At 43.1% G+C, this 17,474-nt stretch carries 10 protein-coding genes; 7 read left to right on the forward strand and 3 right to left on the reverse strand.

Translation table 11 applies throughout. The annotated features are described in order from the left end of the window. Positions 1-58 precede the first annotated feature (58 nt). From DSL64_RS10140 to DSL64_RS10155, 4 genes are all read left to right on the forward strand, one after another. Positions 59-1,951 carry a 7TM diverse intracellular signaling domain-containing protein gene (locus DSL64_RS10140; protein WP_199539370.1) on the forward strand — a complete coding sequence of 631 codons (1,893 nt, stop codon included), beginning with the start codon at positions 59-61 and terminating at the stop codon, positions 1,949-1,951. A gap of 301 nt (positions 1,952-2,252) precedes the next feature. After that, on the forward strand, positions 2,253-5,219 hold the full coding sequence (locus DSL64_RS10145) for a SusC/RagA family TonB-linked outer membrane protein (RefSeq protein ID WP_115830650.1): 2,967 nt from the start codon (positions 2,253-2,255) through the stop codon (positions 5,217-5,219). A gap of 12 nt (positions 5,220-5,231) precedes the next feature. Beyond that, the gene (locus DSL64_RS10150; RefSeq protein ID WP_115830651.1) at positions 5,232-6,698 is read left to right on the forward strand and encodes a RagB/SusD family nutrient uptake outer membrane protein; all 1,467 of its coding nucleotides are present in this window, start codon (positions 5,232-5,234) and stop codon (positions 6,696-6,698) included. A gap of 75 nt (positions 6,699-6,773) precedes the next feature. Next, positions 6,774-8,225, forward strand: coding sequence for a glycoside hydrolase family 30 protein (locus DSL64_RS10155; RefSeq protein WP_115830922.1), 1,452 nt, complete (start codon positions 6,774-6,776; stop codon positions 8,223-8,225). Between the two features lie 12 nt (positions 8,226-8,237). On the opposite strand, the gene DSL64_RS10160 is transcribed toward DSL64_RS10155, so the two are convergent. Together DSL64_RS10160 and lacZ are read right to left on the reverse strand one after the other, a co-directional pair. Then, a complete protein-coding gene (locus DSL64_RS10160; RefSeq protein ID WP_115830652.1) occupies positions 8,238-9,323 on the reverse strand; it encodes an acyltransferase family protein in 1,086 nt (361 codons plus the stop codon). Between the two features lie 135 nt (positions 9,324-9,458). Further along, positions 9,459-12,815, reverse strand: a complete 3,357-nt coding sequence (gene lacZ, locus DSL64_RS10165; RefSeq protein ID WP_115830653.1) for a beta-galactosidase, LacZ type — start codon at positions 12,813-12,815, stop codon at positions 9,459-9,461. A 172-nt stretch (positions 12,816-12,987) separates the two neighbouring features. Here lacZ and DSL64_RS10170 point away from each other — a divergent pair, with 172 nt between their 5' ends. Next, a complete protein-coding gene (locus DSL64_RS10170; RefSeq protein ID WP_115830654.1) occupies positions 12,988-13,764 on the forward strand; it encodes a type III pantothenate kinase in 777 nt (258 codons plus the stop codon). 11 nt (positions 13,765-13,775) lie between these two features. Here DSL64_RS10170 and DSL64_RS10175 read toward each other — a convergent pair whose 3' ends face one another. Further along, entirely contained in the window at positions 13,776-14,174 is a 399-nt protein-coding gene (locus DSL64_RS10175; protein ID WP_115830655.1) for a gamma-glutamylcyclotransferase family protein, read from the reverse strand. 140 nt (positions 14,175-14,314) lie between these two features. On the opposite strand from DSL64_RS10175, the gene DSL64_RS10180 reads away from it, so the two are divergent. Together DSL64_RS10180 and DSL64_RS10185 are read left to right on the forward strand one after the other, a co-directional pair. Then, positions 14,315-15,775 carry a TonB-dependent receptor gene (locus DSL64_RS10180; protein ID WP_115830656.1) on the forward strand — a complete coding sequence of 487 codons (1,461 nt, stop codon included), beginning with the start codon at positions 14,315-14,317 and terminating at the stop codon, positions 15,773-15,775. A gap of 212 nt (positions 15,776-15,987) precedes the next feature. Next, positions 15,988-17,295: a Gfo/Idh/MocA family protein gene (locus tag DSL64_RS10185; RefSeq protein WP_115830657.1), complete on the forward strand. Its 1,308-nt coding sequence runs from the start codon at positions 15,988-15,990 to the stop codon at positions 17,293-17,295. Positions 17,296-17,474 lie beyond the last annotated feature (179 nt).

Below are 17,474 nucleotides of genomic sequence, written 5' to 3' on the forward strand. Positions count from 1 at the left end.
ACACAGGTATACGGAAATGGATAAAAGGAAATACGCTCTTTATACAATTGTTGTCCTCATGGCCTTGATTTACCTCCCGTATACAGGGTATGGTCAGCCTGTGATTGGTATCAAAGATTCTATAGATCAGCATATTTTTACAGGCAGGGAGATTGAATACCTTGAAGACAAGGCTGGAGACTATAGTTTTGAAGATATCAAAGCGGGCACTGGTGCGCATCAGTTTCAGTCGTTGTTGAAGAATACGCCTCAGAATTACAATCTGGGATCGGTCTACTGGTATAAAATCAGGATCGGTCATAATCCTGAAAGCTCAAAAAACTGGATTTTAGAGCTTTTTGACCAAACTATTGACGATATCACGGTGTATTTGCCTGATAAAGAAGGGAATTATGAAAAGCGTGTAACCGGTGATCAGTATCCTTTTCGCCAGCGTGAATACATGCACAAAAATTTTGAGATTAATCTGGATAACCATATCGCTTATCCCGGAACGTACTATTTGCGAATCAAGTCGCACCAAAGGGCAGATGTGATCATCGTACTTCGTTCGGTAAGCAGATTCATTCAGTACGCACTGGATGAGTATTTTATTTTCGGTATTTTTTATGGAATGGTGCTGGTCTTCAGCTTTTATAATCTGATGATGTATCTGGCTGTACGGCAAGTGCAATATCTGTATTATGTACTTTACAATCTCTGTGTGGGCCTTTTTGAAATGTGTATCGATGGAGTCGCCTACCAGTATCTCTGGCCTGATGCTCCGCAATGGAACCAGTACGCGTATGGTATAGCACTATTTGGAGTTAGTATTTTTGCGTTACAGTTTACCAGAGCACTTTTGTATACACGCAGAAAAGCACCCAGACTTGACAAGTTTATTGTGCTGGTGATGGTGGCGCGCACGGTTTGGTTTGTCGTTTGTCTTCTTTTTAATAAAGATTGGTTTAGTTATAAGTTTCTCGAATTGGTGCCGCTGGCGGTTGCCTTTTATTCCGGAATTCATATTTACAGACAAGGATATCGTCCTGCCCGCTTCTTTGTTTTGGGATATGCTTTTCTGTCGCTTGGCTTTATTCACAAACTATTGCTGATGCTTCATGTGGAAGGGATCAATTTTGGAGTCATCACGTATTATAGTCTGAGTATATGTTTTGTGCTGGAAATGATATTCCTTTCATTCGCTATAGGTGATAAGGTACGGATTCTGAAAAAGAAAAAAGACCGGGCGCAGAGGGAGATCATCAGACAAATGACACTTACTGAGAAACTGAAAGATTCCCTGAATACAGAATTGGAATCTCAGGTAAAGGAGCGGACCAGAGAAGTTTTTGAAAAATCGGAGATTATAGAAGGACAGAACCGCGAACTGACTGAAATGAATTTGCTTCTCAAACAGCAGAAGGAAGAGATTGAGCAAATGAATCAACTTTTGGCGCATGACAATGAGGAGTTGCAGACGAATGTGGTGAAGGTAACCAGGGCACGAGTCATGTCTGCAGAAGTGGATTTTGAAGAGTTTAGCAAAATATACCCTGATAACGAGAGCTGTTTCAAATTTTTGAGCGGAATAAAATGGAATGAATCGCAGTTCGAATGCCGGAAATGCGGTCATGATCACTATTTCAACGGACATAGTTCGTATAGTCGCCGATGTGCAAAATGTGACTACGATGAGTCGGTGATCGCACATACCATTTTCCAAAACACCCGGATTCCGATCAACAAGGCCTTTTATATGGTGTTTTTAATTTATACCACAAAGGGCAAAATTTCATCTCATAAGCTTTCTGAAATTCTTTCAATTCGCCAGAGTACCTGTTGGGCTTACGCAAGTCGTATCAAAAAAGTGATGCAGGACAGGAAGAAGGAACTGGCATCTGCGAAGAGTACCGAAGGATGGAGTAAACTCATTCTTGATCATTCCAGTGAGCCTGTTCTCAGGGCATAGTGTAATATTCTCCCGGTTCTGGTTGAATTATTTCTCTTTTTAGTTTGATTATATGCGGCTGCCATCCGTATCACTATAGCCGTTGCTTCACTAATTATCTGCCTTCTTACTACCTGTATATCAGTCATATTCAGCTGAAATAGTGACGGTGTTAAAGCGTATCAAAATAAACACAACTATCTGTTTATCAGTAATTTATAATAAATTTAATTTGCAAAATAGCTGAAACCAGATGAAATTTGCTGCATGGAATTGTCCTAAATTTTATAGAATAAGTTACCAATATTTGATTTAACAATTTATGGGAAAGCGAGTTACGTTTTTTATTGCCATGCTTTTCACGATAACCAGCCTGGTACATGCGCAGGATGTCGTTGTAAAAGGTGTGATTAAAGATCAGCAGAATCAGGCACTCCCTGGGGCGAGTGTTGTGGTGAAAGGATCACAGGCCGGAACGGTGGCTGATGTAGATGGAAATTATTCTTTAACAGTGCCGAATAGTCAGGCGGTTTTAGTGTTTTCCTTCATCGGTTACGGGACGCAGGAAGTTACAACGGGAAATCAGACGGAGATCAATGTAACGCTTACTGCAGATCAGCGGAGCCTGGATGAAGTGGTGGTGATCGGGTACGGAACCCAAAAAAGAGGTGACGTAACAACATCCATTGCTTCGGTGAATACGAAGGATATCGAAGAGCGGCCTATTCTTCAGGCTGCACAGGCGCTTCAGGGCAAAGCTGCGGGGGTGCAGGTAACACAGCCCTCCGGGAAACCAGGCGCAGCGCTGTCTATTCGTGTACGTGGAGCCACGTCGGTACAAGCCGGTAACGAACCCTTGTATGTCATTGACGGAGTGCCTACCATGGATACCCGTGACCTCAATGTCAATGATATCGAGAGTATGCAGGTATTGAAAGATGCATCGTCTGCTGCAATTTACGGTGCAAGAGCCTCTAACGGGGTTGTGATTATTACGACAAAAAGAGGTAAGGCCAATCAGTCGCAGGTGAACTTTGGCACTTATTATGGTATTGCCAACATAGCCAAAAAAATCAATGTGCTGAATCCGCAGCAATATGCTGATCTGATGAATGATATGGGCAATAATGTAACGGTAGGCAGCGAAACAACCGACTGGAACAAGGAAGTATTTACGACCGGACATAACCAGAATTATCAGTTGTCATTCTCCGGCGGTACGGATAAAAACAAATATTTTGTTTCCGGTGCGATCACAAAGGACGATGGGATTATCAAGCCTGCGAGCTACAAGCGTTATGCTTTCCGAGCTAACCTGGATAACCAGATCAAAAGCTGGTTCAAATTGACGACCAACTTCAGCTATGCAAATGCGTCTATACGCGACGTCAAAGACAATAACAATGCCGGCCGTAACGCAGTAGTACTTGGTGCGCTGGGTGCTCCGCCAACGATGGGAATCTATACAGAGCATCCTGTACGCGGTACCATCTTTACCACGAACCCTCTGAAAGCAGGCTGGGATAATCCGCTTGCTGCGATGTATGGCCCTACGCAAGGGACTAAGGATAACCGTGTTTTTGGTAATGTGGTTGGAGATATTACACTGGCAAAAGGGCTCTTTGTTCGTTCCAATTTCGGGGTGGATTATCTGAATCACTCAAACGATTACTATCTGGATCCGTACAGAACTACCGAAGGCTGGGGAAGCGAAGGCAGTACCCATGGTCTTGCCAATGCTACGAGAAGTAATTCCTTTACTTACCTGTGGGAAAATACCGTGAACTATGAAAAGAGCTGGTCGAAACACAATTTGTCGGCACTGGCAGGTACAACGATTCAGAAAAATAACTGGAATAACTCGTACATAGCAGGTCGTGATTTCCCGGCAGATGGTATTGTAAAAACAATAAATGCTGCTAACGAAATTACAAATGCCTATACTGAGCAGTCGGAGTGGTTTCTGAATTCTTATTTGGGACGACTGATGTACAACTTTGACAGTAAATACCTGATCACTGCCAACTTCCGTGCGGATGGTTCGTCTAAACTGGCCAGAGGAAATCAATGGGGTTTTTTCCCGTCAGTATCTGCCGGATGGCGTATTTCGGCTGAACCATTTATGAAAGATGTGAAGTTTATCAATGACCTTAAATTGCGTGGAGGCTGGGGACAAAATGGTAATCAGGAAGGTTTGTCCAATTATGCTTCCTATGGGTTGAACAGCTACACGCGTCGTACTGCAACAAATCCGCCGTCAGGGCCAGCTATTACACGTCCGACGTATGCGCCGAACCCGGATTTGAGATGGGAAACGACTACACAGACGAACATCGGGGTGGATATGAGCATGCTTCAGGGTAGGATAACCGTAGCATTGGATGCTTATCTGAAGAAGACAAATGATCTGTTACTGAATGTCCCGCTACCAAATACTACTGGTTACAGCTACATACCGCGCAACTCGGGCAAGCTGGAAAATAAAGGTTTGGAAATGGTGTTATCCACAGTCAATTTTGATAAAACGGATTTCCAATGGACCACGGATTTTAACATAGCTTTCAACCGAAATAAAATTACAGAACTACAGCTGAGCAAAGTATATCGTTATGCTGATGTGGAAGGAAGAAGTGATCAGATTATCATCCTTCAGGAAGGTGCTTCTTTGGGCACATTCTACGGTTATATTTCAGACGGAGTGAATCCTGAAACGGGAGATATTATGTACCGTGATGTGAACGGTGACGGTGCATTTACGCCTCAGGATCGCACGATTCTGGGATCGGCACAGCCGAAATTTACCTACGGGATGAACAACAATCTTACCTATAAGGATTTCAGTTTGTCGTTCCTGTTTCAGGGATCACAGGGAAACAAGGCTTTCAATGCCTCGCGTCTGGAAACAGAAGGGATGTATGACAGCAAAAACCAGTCTACCGAAGTGTTGAGACGCTGGCAAAATCCTGGTGATATTACCGATATTCCACGTGCTACAGACGGAAATGTGAATAACTCATTGATTTCGTCGCGTTTTGTTGAAGACGCCTCATTCTTACGTCTGAAAAGTACAACACTTTCCTACAACCTGAATAAGGACTGGGCGAGCAAAATCAGAATGAACCGCGCGTCAATTTACGTAACTGCACAGAATTTATTCACGCTTACCAAGTACAAAGGATTTGATCCGGAAGTGAATGCATTTACTTCAAGCGGAGCTACGCTGGGTATTGACTATGGTACCTATCCGGTTTCCAGAGCGTTCATTTTGGGTCTCAATGTTCAGTTTTAATCTAGAGAATTCATGAAAAGATTAAGTTATATAGCTATTTTATTAGGGACGGCTACAATTTTGCCTTCCTGCCAGGATCAACTGGATCTTCAGCCTATATCACAGACTGTCGTTGGTAATGACGGTACCGGTACTGCTGGTTCATCAATTACCAATGCAGCAACTGCAGAATCTGCTCTTGCAGGGGCGTATGCTATTTTTCGCAATGGATCTGCTGAGTATTATGTCATGGACTATTTCATTATGGGGGATGGTCGTTCTGACAATTCCTATGCAGGAGCAGATAACGCTGCCTGGTTCGAGGTAGACGAATTCAGAATTCTGTCGACCAACGCAGTCGCGGCGCGAGATTGGAGCTATCTGTACACGCATATAGCGAGTGCAAATGCCATCATCAACAATGTACCTAAGGTAACCGATGCAGCTCTTACGGCAGAACGTAAAGCGCAAATGGTTGGTGAAGCCAAATTTATGCGGGCCAGAGCCTATTTCGATCTGGTACGTCTGTACGGCGACGTACCTCTCGTTGTGCATGAGTTGCCGACTATCACTTCTTCCAATATCGAAGAGATTTATGATCAGCTTTACCCGTCCAGAACTTCTGCAGATCAGGTGTATGCCCAAATCATCAAAGATCTGGATGAGGCAGTTGCTGCGGTTCCTAAGTCAGGTACAAACAAAATGACTGTTACTCCGGGAGCAGTTTACACACTTCTGGCCAAAGTGCATGCCACAAAGCAGGATTGGGCAAAAGTGAAAACCAACACCGATGCTGTGATTGCACTGGGTTATTCTTTGTTGCCAAACTTTGAAGAGCTCTGGGATGGAAATCATGAAAACAGTGCGGAGGCAATTTTTGAACTGAACTTTACAGATTGGGCAACGGGCGGTAACTGGGGATCATCCATGTTCTATGGTACGGACTGGAAGAAATTCAATACGCCTTCGAATGACCTTGTGAAGGCATACGATGATGAGAAAGATGTTGTTCGTAAAGCTTCCACTATTTTCACAGCGAATGTTACTGGTAAGTGGGCTGACAAATACTGGCCGCTGACAACCTTCCCGTTTGCTTACAAAATGCGTAAAACGGACGCTTCTCAGAACATTATTATGTACCGCTTTGCCGATGTATTGCTTCTGAAAGCAGAAGCACTGAATGAAACAGGCGATCTTGCTGGTGCTAAAACGCTATTAAATCAGGTGCGTACCCGTGCCAAACTACCTGCCAATACCTCAGCAGACCAGACATCATTACGTTTGGCAATCGAAAAGGAGCGTCGACTGGAACTCGCTTTTGAAGGACAACGCTGGTTCGATCTGGTGAGAACAGGGCGTGCCATACCGGTGATGCAGGCGGTCAAAGATGGCAATGGAAATAGCCCGAATTACAGCTTAAACGAGGCAAAACTTCTTTTACCGATTCCTCAGGGAGAGATGGATAAGAATGTCAGCCTTACTCAAAATCAAGGATACTAACTGAATCTATATGGCTTCATTGGCTGCGCATTCGTGTGTAAGCCGATGAAGCCATTCATTTTTTACATTGACATTATGAGAAAACTAACATGGCTTTCGGGCTTATGCCTTAGTGTATTCATTCAGAGTTGTTCAGCAAATACGCCGGATGAAAATACGCAGCCGCCTGGTAATGACAACGGTGACAAGGCCACTGTGTGGGTTACTAACGGTTCTCAGGCTAAGCTGTTAAAACAAGATAATCCGGTCAGTATTATCACTGGTACTAATGCAGGTGCATCTTCGAATCTGATCAAAATAGATTTTGGTACAAAACTCCAGGAAATGGAAGGTTTCGGAGCGGCGCTTACAGGCTCATCCGCTTACCTTCTGAATAAGAAAATGAGCGCAGCACAACGCGCAGCGCTTTTGAAAGACTTGTTTGATTCAAAGGACGGTATTGGTATCAGCTATTTGCGGGTGACGATGGGTGCATCCGATTTCTCACTGGAAGATTTTACCTATAATGATCTTCCAGCAGGACAAACAGACCCGGATTTGGCAAAGTTTTCAATTGCCAGAGATCAGGATGATCTGGTTCCGGTGCTTAAGGAGATTCTAAATTTACAGCCCGGAATACGTATTATGGCCACGCCCTGGTCGGCTCCGGCCTGGATGAAATCTAATGGTAAGCTGGCAGGTGGTAGTCTGAAACCTGAATGGTATCCGGCATTTGCCAGGTATTTTGTAAAATACCTTGATGCCTACAAGAAAGAAGGTATCTCCATTGATGCAATATCAGTTCAGAATGAGCCTTTGCACGAAGCTGCTTATCCTTCTATGGGAATGGATGCAGCAGCGCAAAATATTTTTATAAGAGACCATCTGGGGCCGGTTTTGAAAACCAATTCAATTAAACCAAAGGTTCTGTTGTATGATCATAACTGGGATCGTCCGGATTATCCGATTACCATATTGAGCGACGCGCAAACCAATCCGTTTGTTACAGGATCAGCTTTTCATGCATATGGAGGCAGTGTGTCGGCAATGAGTGAAGTACATGATAAGTTTCCTGATAAAGGGCTTTATTTTACTGAGATTTCCGGAGGACGTTGGGCTACCAATTTTTCGGATAATCTGAAATGGAATATGTCAAATATCTTTATCGGAACTGCCAATAACTGGTCGAAAAATGCCCTGTTATGGAATTTGGCATTGGATGATAACGACGGACCGAAAAATAAAGGATGTGATAACTGCCGGGGTGTAGTAACCATTTCTGCAAACGGAAGTGTTACGAAAAACGTAGAGTATTATGCCATTGCCCACATGTCACGCTTTGTTAAACCCGGGGCATTCAGAGTTCAGTCCGACAAGTTTTCATCCGCGAGTAAATTGGAAAGTGTAGCATTCCTTAATACGGATGGTAGTAAGGTATTGGTCGTGTTGAATCAGAGTTCTGAAAACCAAAAATTTACGGTTGCTGATACTGACAAAAGCTATAATTATACAATTGAGCCAAACTCGGTAGCGACCATTGTGTGGTGATAGAACAATGGTTTATTGAAAATGATAGCCTGTTTTGCTCATCTGCAAGGCAGGCTCTTCTTTTGGTGGTGTACGAACGGGGGCTTTATTTGTGGCCTTAGCATACTGAGAACGAATCAGCTTTACTGCAGGTATTTCGATGTATTTTGTAATAACCCATGCCATACAGATACAGATCGAAATGCAGAGGAGAATCGCCGCATATATGTTCAGTCCCAGGTTCTTGAATGTTTCTATAAGATGGAGACCGACATACTGGTGAATAAGATACAGGCTGTACGATATTTTACCCAGGAAGAGCAGTGGCTTTAAATTGAGGAAAGCTAGCTTGCCCGCTACAAAAAGGGTGAAGATGAAGTGATAAAAAAGGATCACCATGGTATGCTCAAACTTCCCGATAAAATACATGGTTTTACCACCCTTATCGTGCAGGTAAACCGAGGATAATATGCAGGCGAGAACAATGATTAAATAACCAGGTTTGAAGGATTCGAACTTGATTTTGAAAAACACGATCCCCGATAGGAATAATGGGAAGTGGTTGATGAGCTGAATTTTATGTGATGCAAGTTTGTAAAGCTGAGGGTAGTAATATCCAAAGAAGTGAAATGCAACTATTGCCGACATACAAATCAACCCAATCGTAATAATATTTTTTAATCCACCACTGAGATAAATCAAAAATATCCATACATAAAAAACAAGCTCAACCAATAACGTCCAATAAGATCCGTCTAAATCCTCTACACAGAAATACGTAGGGAACATCGTGAAGTTTGCAAGTACGTTGGAAGTCTTAAAAGAAGTGGGTTCGTAGACAAGAATGAAGAAGGCAGTCAGCAGGACACAGGTCCAGTAAGTAGGGTATAGTCTGGAAAAACGACTGATCACAAAGTCTTTCCCCCGCTCCGTTTTTGTATTGATGGTCAGGAAAATGACAAACCCGCTGATCATGAAAAATACGTCTACTCCGGTTACTCCATAATTGAATTGCCATCCAAGATCTATGGCATTTCGATTGATGGTAAAATGAAAGAGAACCACAGCCATTGCGGCTATACCTCTTAAAGCGTCGAGTTCGAGTAGACGGTCTTTCATGAATATTATTAGTGTGCTAACTTGTCAATACAAGTTTATGTGTTGACAAATCTAATAATATCCTGGGAAATCCAAAAGTTTAAAATGTCATTTTTATGTTATATATCAGATAGTTATTGGGATTGCGTATACATTCTATCTTCTCCGCCGTTTTCTCGCAGGAGCTTTCTTTCTGACTACCTTTTTCCTGACCACCGGTTTTTTAATTTCCGTCTCTTCATCGGAAACTTCTTCGGTATCGACATCAATGTTTTCAGCTTCGCTGGTTACTTCAATAGAATTATCAGTTGTATACGGTAGTGCAGTACGAAGGGTTTCACTGATGTTGGTAAGCTTATCAATGGCCTTTAGTCTGAAAGAATACGAATACATTTTGGGTTTCAGTCTGTAGTTTTCATGTACCCTGGGAGACCAGCTGTCATCTCCGCCCAAGCCCATCTGTGCCAGATCCAGGTTAACGACTGTCGTATTTCCTCTTTCAAGTTGCGCTTTGGGGGCTTTGGCACTTTGCAGGGCTTTATCGGTATAATCGTGAACATTCACATTAAAAATTGAATCGCTGATAGCCAGCAGACCTGTACCTTCAGAATTTGTGATCAGGGCATATCTTACCTCGGTTTTATTTCCATTTTCCTGAGCATAGATATAAGGAAAATGTTGTGAGGCAACTTCTCCGGTGTAAATGCCTGTTCTGGCTCCGGTTTTTCTGTCTGCATACGTTTCAAACGGCCCTTTGCCGAACCATTGCAGCTTGTTAAAAGCTGATGGCATTTGAAGTTGCATGCCTATTTTCGCTACCATCGGCCAGCCCTCAGCTGGAAGAAAAGTGTTTTTCACATGGATGTCGCCGGTTGCGTATACAGTATAGGTCGTATTAACCTGAATTCGGCTAAGATGACCCTCCAGTATCTGGGTCAATATCACACGTGTCGCATGGGTATTGATTCTTTCCGTTTTCATATCACTGGACAATAGTTTAAGGCTATCCAATCCTGCTTTGCGCCAGACAGAAGCAAAACTTTGTTCACCTCCGCCTTCATCGTTATCGGTAGGTACGCGCCAGAAATTTGGAAACGGTCCTTTTTCCATCATCTCGTCTTTTCTGTTTTTGAAAGAGACGATTCGGCCTTCGCGTTTGTCGAACGTTACTGAAAAGAATTGTCCGGTAATCATCACCCTTTTGGAATTAAGCTGGGTTACGCGCAGCGCGGTATGTCGTGTCAGAGATAATTCTGGTTTTGCTATTGCCGGAACTGAAATCGGTGTTTGTTGCCATCCAACCTCATGGCCTTTGGGTGCCCAGCTTTGCTCCGCTTTCAGAACCAAACTCAGGTTAAGAAAATACTCGCTTCCGGCTGTTTTCGAAACCGGCAACTCATAAGGTATGGTGATTTGCTGTGTTTGTCTTGGTAATGCATTCAGGTTGGTGATATTCCCTTTTGAAATAATCTGCCCGTTTTCCTGAAGGGACCAGTTCAGATCAAATTTATTCAAAGACGTGAAGTCATAATTGTTCCTGATAAGCACGGTCTTTTGCCCCTGACGAAGCGTATCCGGCATCTCGAAACGGACATGCTGATAGATTTTTTTTACTTCGTTGAGCTCAGGTTGCGGAACACGGTCAGGATTCACAAGCCCATCTCCGGCATTGGCTCCGTCGAGGTGATTAAAAAACTCCCAGTAAGGGCTACCGTCAGGTCGTTTCAGTTTTAAACCCTGATCTACCCAATCCCAGATAAATCCTCCCTGCATAGTGGGATACCTGTCTATCACATCCCAGTACTCTTTCAGATTTCCAATGCTATTACCCATTCCATGCGCATATTCACAGAGAATGAGCGGGCGCGTTTTGTCCTGACGCACCAGATCAATCATGTCATTGGTGGATGGATACATTACCGAAATGATATCAAAGTTGCTCAGACTGTTGGGTTTGTAATTTTTTCTTCCTTCGTAGTGAATAGGACGACCGGGATCTGCAAGGCGGAAGTAATCGGCCATTACGTTGAAATTTTCACCCATTCCTGATTCATTTCCCAACGACCAGATAATTACTGAAGGATGGTTTTTATCTCTGTCAAGCATTGCCTTACCTCTTTCGAGAAATGCAGTTCGCCATTCTGGTTTATCAGCAAGTATGATGTTTTGCTGCCACAATCCATGACTTTCTATATTAGCCTCATCCATTATGTAAAGACCCAATTCATCGCAGAGGTTATACCACTCAGAGACATTAGGATAGTGAGATGTCCGAACGGCATTGATGTTATGTTGTTTCATCAGCCTGATATCCCTGATCATGGATTCTCTGCTGATGACACGTCCTGTTTCCGGGTCAAATTCATGTCTGTTCACTCCTTTTAGAGTAACAGCCTTGCCATTGATCATGAGCTGCCCTCCTTTGATTTTAACATTCCGGAAACCTACTTGCTGGTTTATAGCCTCCACCGTTTTTCCGTCTGGAGTAAGTAACTGTACGGTAAGTTTATATAAATTAGGCGTCTCAGCACTCCATTTAAGAGGATTCTCGACTGGCATTTCTACACGGAAGGACTTTTCCTGATAGGCTTCGAGATCATAAACAGATTGGCTTACAGGAGGGGCGGCTACATTTCCTTTTGCGTCATACAAGGAAAACAACATCTGGTGCGCCTGTAGTTGCTGTGTTCTGAAGTTTTTGATAAATGCAGCTACTTTCAGTGTTGCATGTTCATAATTTGCATCCAGTTCAGTATTCAGGCTTACGTCCGTAATAATGGCCTGAGGGCGAACCAGTAGGTTCACATCTCTGAATATTCCCGACAGGCGCCAGAAATCCTGATCTTCCAGATAACTGCCATCCGACCAGTTGATCACTTGAACCGCCAGATGGTTGACTCCCGTTCTGACATCGTCTGTGATATTGAATTCAAAAGGTGTCATGCTGTCTTCGTGATAGCCTATTGCTTCGCCATTCAGCCAGACATAACAGGCTGACGCTACACCGCCGAAATGGATAAAAACAGACTTGTCTGTAATGTTATCCGACAGCGTAAAGGTGGTTCTGTACATACCTACAGCGTTGGTATCTGCCGAAATTTTCGGTGGGGTGGCAGGGAATGGATATTTGATATTTGAAAATATTGGTTTGTCGTAGGGACGTCCTTCACGTGCAGCAACAACCTGCCAATTAGAAGGAACCGGAATATCATCCCAGGATGATGTGTTGACAATTGGAGTAAAAAAGCCGGGCATTGCTTTGGAAGGATGTGAAGCCCATTTGAACTTCCATGTTCCATTCAATGATGTGACAAAAGGAGATTTTGGTTCTCTGAGCAGCGCGCTTTTTTCGTCCTGATAAGGTATAAAATCGGCGTGAACTCTTTCAGTATTTATCTTCACAACTCCCGGGTCCTGCCACTCAGGTATAGCTTGTGAAAAAACAGAGTTTGAAGTAATGAATGTGAGGAGAAAAACGGATAATGTACGTAAGAAGAACGTAGAAGCATGCATATTTTTATATGGGTAGAGACGGACTGGTCTTAAAAACAATTTTATTACAACTAGAATATATTCGACTTTCAAAATTAGGTATAATCAAAATAAACTATCTGAAATAGAACCGGCAAATGAAGTTTTATTTCCATAATGCTTTTAATTTGTTGCCGTGATTTAAATCTTACCTATGCTGTTAGCTGTTGACGTCGGCAATACCGACACCGTTTTCGGACTTTATGATTCAGGTACCTGGAGTAATGTTTGGCGTATGCGCTCTCAGACCCAGGAGAAGGAAGCACATTACGAATCCAGGCTCAGGCTCCATTTTCTGGAGGCAGGATTATGGTTTGGTGATGTTGAAACGGTGGTGCTGAGCAGCGTTGTTCCTGCGCTTACGCCTGTTATTCAAAAGACGCTCAGATCATTGTTTGGCGACGATATCATCACTGTAGGGCCTGGCATTTTTCCGGATCTGAGTATTGCCATTGATCACCCACACGAGATCGGCGCGGATCTTATAGCAAATGCAGTAGCAGTGATGTCGCGCTATCAGCAGAATTGTGTTGTTGTTGATTTCGGTACAGCTTTAACTTTCACAACGGTATCAGCACAGGGGCAGATACTGGGTGTTGCTATATTGCCAGGCCTTGCCACAGCAGTGAGGGCGTTGTTTACAAATACGGCTCAGCTGCCAGAGGTGCCTTTAAAATTGCCCCCATCCGCTATCGGAAAAAATACAACAGAGGCTATTCAGGCTGGGATTTTGCTGGGATATGAAGGGCTGGTGAAATCGCTGATTCAACGCATACGGGCTGAATTGGGAGGGGAATGTATTGCTGTTGCTACCGGAGGATTATCTTCTATCATTGAAACATTGCAGGACGAATTCATCGAAATTGACACCCAGCTTACATTGGATGGATTAAGAGTAATCGGGGAACGACTTCATCCTGATCGTGTTTAGGCAGGTTTTTATTACACATTTCTAAAGTCTCCGCTGGCAATCAACTGTAATGTGGTAACAGGCTGATTGTATAAATAAGTCTGGCAATGTATCTGTCCCTGGTTCGTGTACACCGGTATCGTTCTTCGGATATATAAACTTTCCGTTTCGTCGGGTAATACATCTTCGTATTCGTCAAGAACGGAAATCAGCTCAGTTGCATTTTTCATACGATAAACCTCCCCATAAACTTTGCCGGAAGAATCAGGGTCATACAGAGCGCCCGGATACCAGCTCACTGCATACAGGACCCCGGCAAAATTCCCATAATCTTCAAAGTATGCAGATTCATGCAGTTTTTTCGCAAATGGATTATTGAATCCCTGCATAAGTGTACCATACACGAACAGATAGTCACTTAGCATATTCATCAGGTATAGTAGTTTTAGTTTAATATTAATATAATATTGAATTTTTTCTTTTGCCTACAGATTGCAGGTATTTTGAATGTGGATAAAATTGGTATTTTTCCTATATTTACACATAATGCTCTTCATCTTACGATACAATTATGTACGATAAAAATCTCGGGACAAAGCAAAAAGCCTTAAAAATCAATCTGGATCGTCGCATTTATGGCTCTTTTGCCGAAATCGGTGCAGGACAAGAGACGGCGGCTTATTTCTTCAAGGCGGGTGGAGCTTCAGGCACGGTTGCAAAAACCATGTCGGCCTATGATATGACATTCAGTGACGCCATCTACGGTATTGAAGAAGGTGGAAGATATGTGGTTGAATCCCGGTTGATGAAAATGCTCAACAGGGAATATAATCTGGTAGAAAAACGTCTTTCAGAAAAAAGAGGGACTGAAAGCCAGTTTTTTGCATTTGCCAATACCGTTGTTGCGCTCAATTTTCAGAAAACAAACGAATCGCATGGTTGGATTGGTCTTCAATTCCAACTAACGCCCGGCGGACCTACCAACTACGTAGTGATTCACGTTCGGATGCGTGACAATGAAAACCTGCTGCAGCAACAGGCGCTGGGCATTATTGGTGTGAACCTGATGTACGGTTGCTTTTATTATTATAAGTCGCCGGAAACCTTGCTGCTTTCGTTGATGGACGATCTCACAACAGAACGTATTGAGATCGACATGGTACGTTTCAGCGGACCTGACTTTGTGAAAGTGGATAATCGTCTGATGAGTCTGCGTCTTGTTAAAAACGGTTTTACTGATGCTGCACTTTTTGGAAGTGACGGAGGAGTGTTGCAACCATCAGAAGCATTGTATAAAAAGCATATTCTCATGATGCGCGGGCGTTTACGTCCTATCACAAATGTTCACATTGATCTGATATCAAATGGTCAGCGACAGTTTCTGGCAGAGCCCGATGTGGATGAATCAAAGGTGGTACTTATTTCAGAACTCACATTACATAATCTTAAAGCAGGCGATCGTGTGATTGATGAAAAGGATTTTCTAGACAGAGTGGATATCCTTTGCTCTCTGGGCCACATGGTAATGATCTCGAATCACCACGAGTATTTCCGTTTGATGGCCTATTTGTCAAGGCTTACCAAACTGAAAGTGGGGCTGTTGCTGGGTAGTCCGAGTTTGCAGGATATTTTCGAAGAGAAACATTATGAGTTCCTGCCGGGTGGTATTCTTGAATCCTTTGCGACGTTGTTCAGCCGTAAAGTGAAGCTGTTTATTTATCCGACACTTCAGGCTGATGGTTCGGTATATAGTTGTGAAAACTTTGTGGTGCCGGATCACCTTCGTCCATTGTTCCAGTATCTCGTTGTGAATGATAAAATAGAAGACATCAGAAACTTCAATAAAGAACACATGCACATTACAACAGATAGTGTGCTGGATAAAATCAAGCGCGGCGAACCGGGCTGGGACAAACTGGTTCCTGAGAATGTAGCGCAGATTATCAAAGAAAAGCTGCTGTTCGGATTGCCAGCGGAAAACAATTATCTGGACACAGTGAAGCAGATACACCAGGCGGTAGGGAATTTATGACATATAAGACTTAAAAGTGAGCATTTCACTCCAAAGACCGGCACGAGCAATCGCTTATGCCGGTCTTTTATTTTATTGGGGATAATGGATTGAATTTTATTACAAATATGAATGGTATAAAATTTAAAATTAATTGTACTATTCAATAAGGGCTGAAGCTGCCAAATACCGTCTGTCTGTTTGTAACTCCATACTTCCTAACACCCGTCTTTATGCAAAATGATCACCAACTTTCCCGTAGAAAGTTTATCAAAAACTCTACCGGAGCTGCTCTTGCACTTTCGATTCCGTACATTATTCCTGCCAATGCTTTCGGTGCCAACGACCGTGTGCGTGTGGCGGTTCTGGGTGTGAATGGCCGTGGACAAAACCACATTTCTGGTTATAGTAAATTAAGTAATGTGGAAGTGGCTACTTTGTGTGATCCTGATAACGTTATTCTTCAAAAGAGAGCACAGGAATTTACGGAGAAGACAGGTAAAAAGGTAAAGACAGAAATAGACCTTCGTAAGGTTTTTGAAGATAAATCGATTGATGTTGTCAGTATAGCGACACCTAATCATTGGCATGCGCTGGCCGCAATATGGGCCTGCCAGGCTGGTAAAGATGTGTATGTAGAAAAGCCAGGAACACATAATCTTCACGAAGGAAGAAAACTGATTGAAGCAGCGCATAAGTACAAACGCGTGGTACAGCATGGTGTGCAGTTGAGAAGCTCGGAAGCGTTGAAGGAAGCCGTGAAACATATGCGGGATGGTTTGATCGGGAATGTATACATGGCTCGTGGATTGGTGTATAAATGGCGCCCGGATGTGGGTGATAAAGGCTCCAGCAAAATCCCAGAGGGTCTAAACTATGACCTTTGGACTGGTCCTGCTGAAATGAAACCGTTCTCTGAAAACTATGTACATTACAACTGGCATTGGTACTGGAACTACGGAAACGGAGATATTGGAAACCAGGGGATTCACGAAACGGATATGTGCATGTGGGGGCTTGGAGTTGATACGTTCCCTGAGAAAATTACTTCTTCAGGAGGGAAATTTTTATGGAACGATGCCAAAGAAACGCCTGAACTGCTCACCTCATCTTTTGTATATCCCAAAGAAAAGAAGATCATTGAATTTGAAGTCCGCCCCTGGATGACGAATGAGGAAGGTGGGGTAGGGATTGGTAACATCTTCTATGGAAGCGAGGGGTATCTGGTTGTGAAAGGATACGATTATTATGAAACTTTCCTGGGTAAGGACAAGAAACCCGGACCGACCCGTAAGGCAGGCGGAGATCATTACAAAAACTTCATTGATGCTGTAGTGGCACGAGATCCTAAAATGTGTAATGGACCCGTGGAAACAGCGCATCTTTCTTCTGGATTGGCGCATCTCGGGAATATAGCCTATCGTACGGGAAGAGCACTTACTTTCGATCCCAAAACTGAAAAGTTTGTAGGTGACAACGATGCCAATAAATACCTGACAAGAAATTACAGGGCACCGTATTCATTGCCCGCGACGGTTTAAAAAATAGATGTGTTTAGAGTATCACGATTTAGCCTGGATTTTATCCGGGCTAAATTTTTGGTATGCAGAAGGTCTTTTAATTCAATAAATTTTATTTGATTGCTGGAAATGAGGCTTGTATCAAGTAACTTGAGAATTATAAGTTGCTGTAATTACCAATCATTTTCAGATAAGGCAAC

This window comes from Dyadobacter luteus, assembly GCF_003383615.1.
Lineage (GTDB): Bacteria > Bacteroidota > Bacteroidia > Cytophagales > Spirosomataceae > Dyadobacter > Dyadobacter luteus.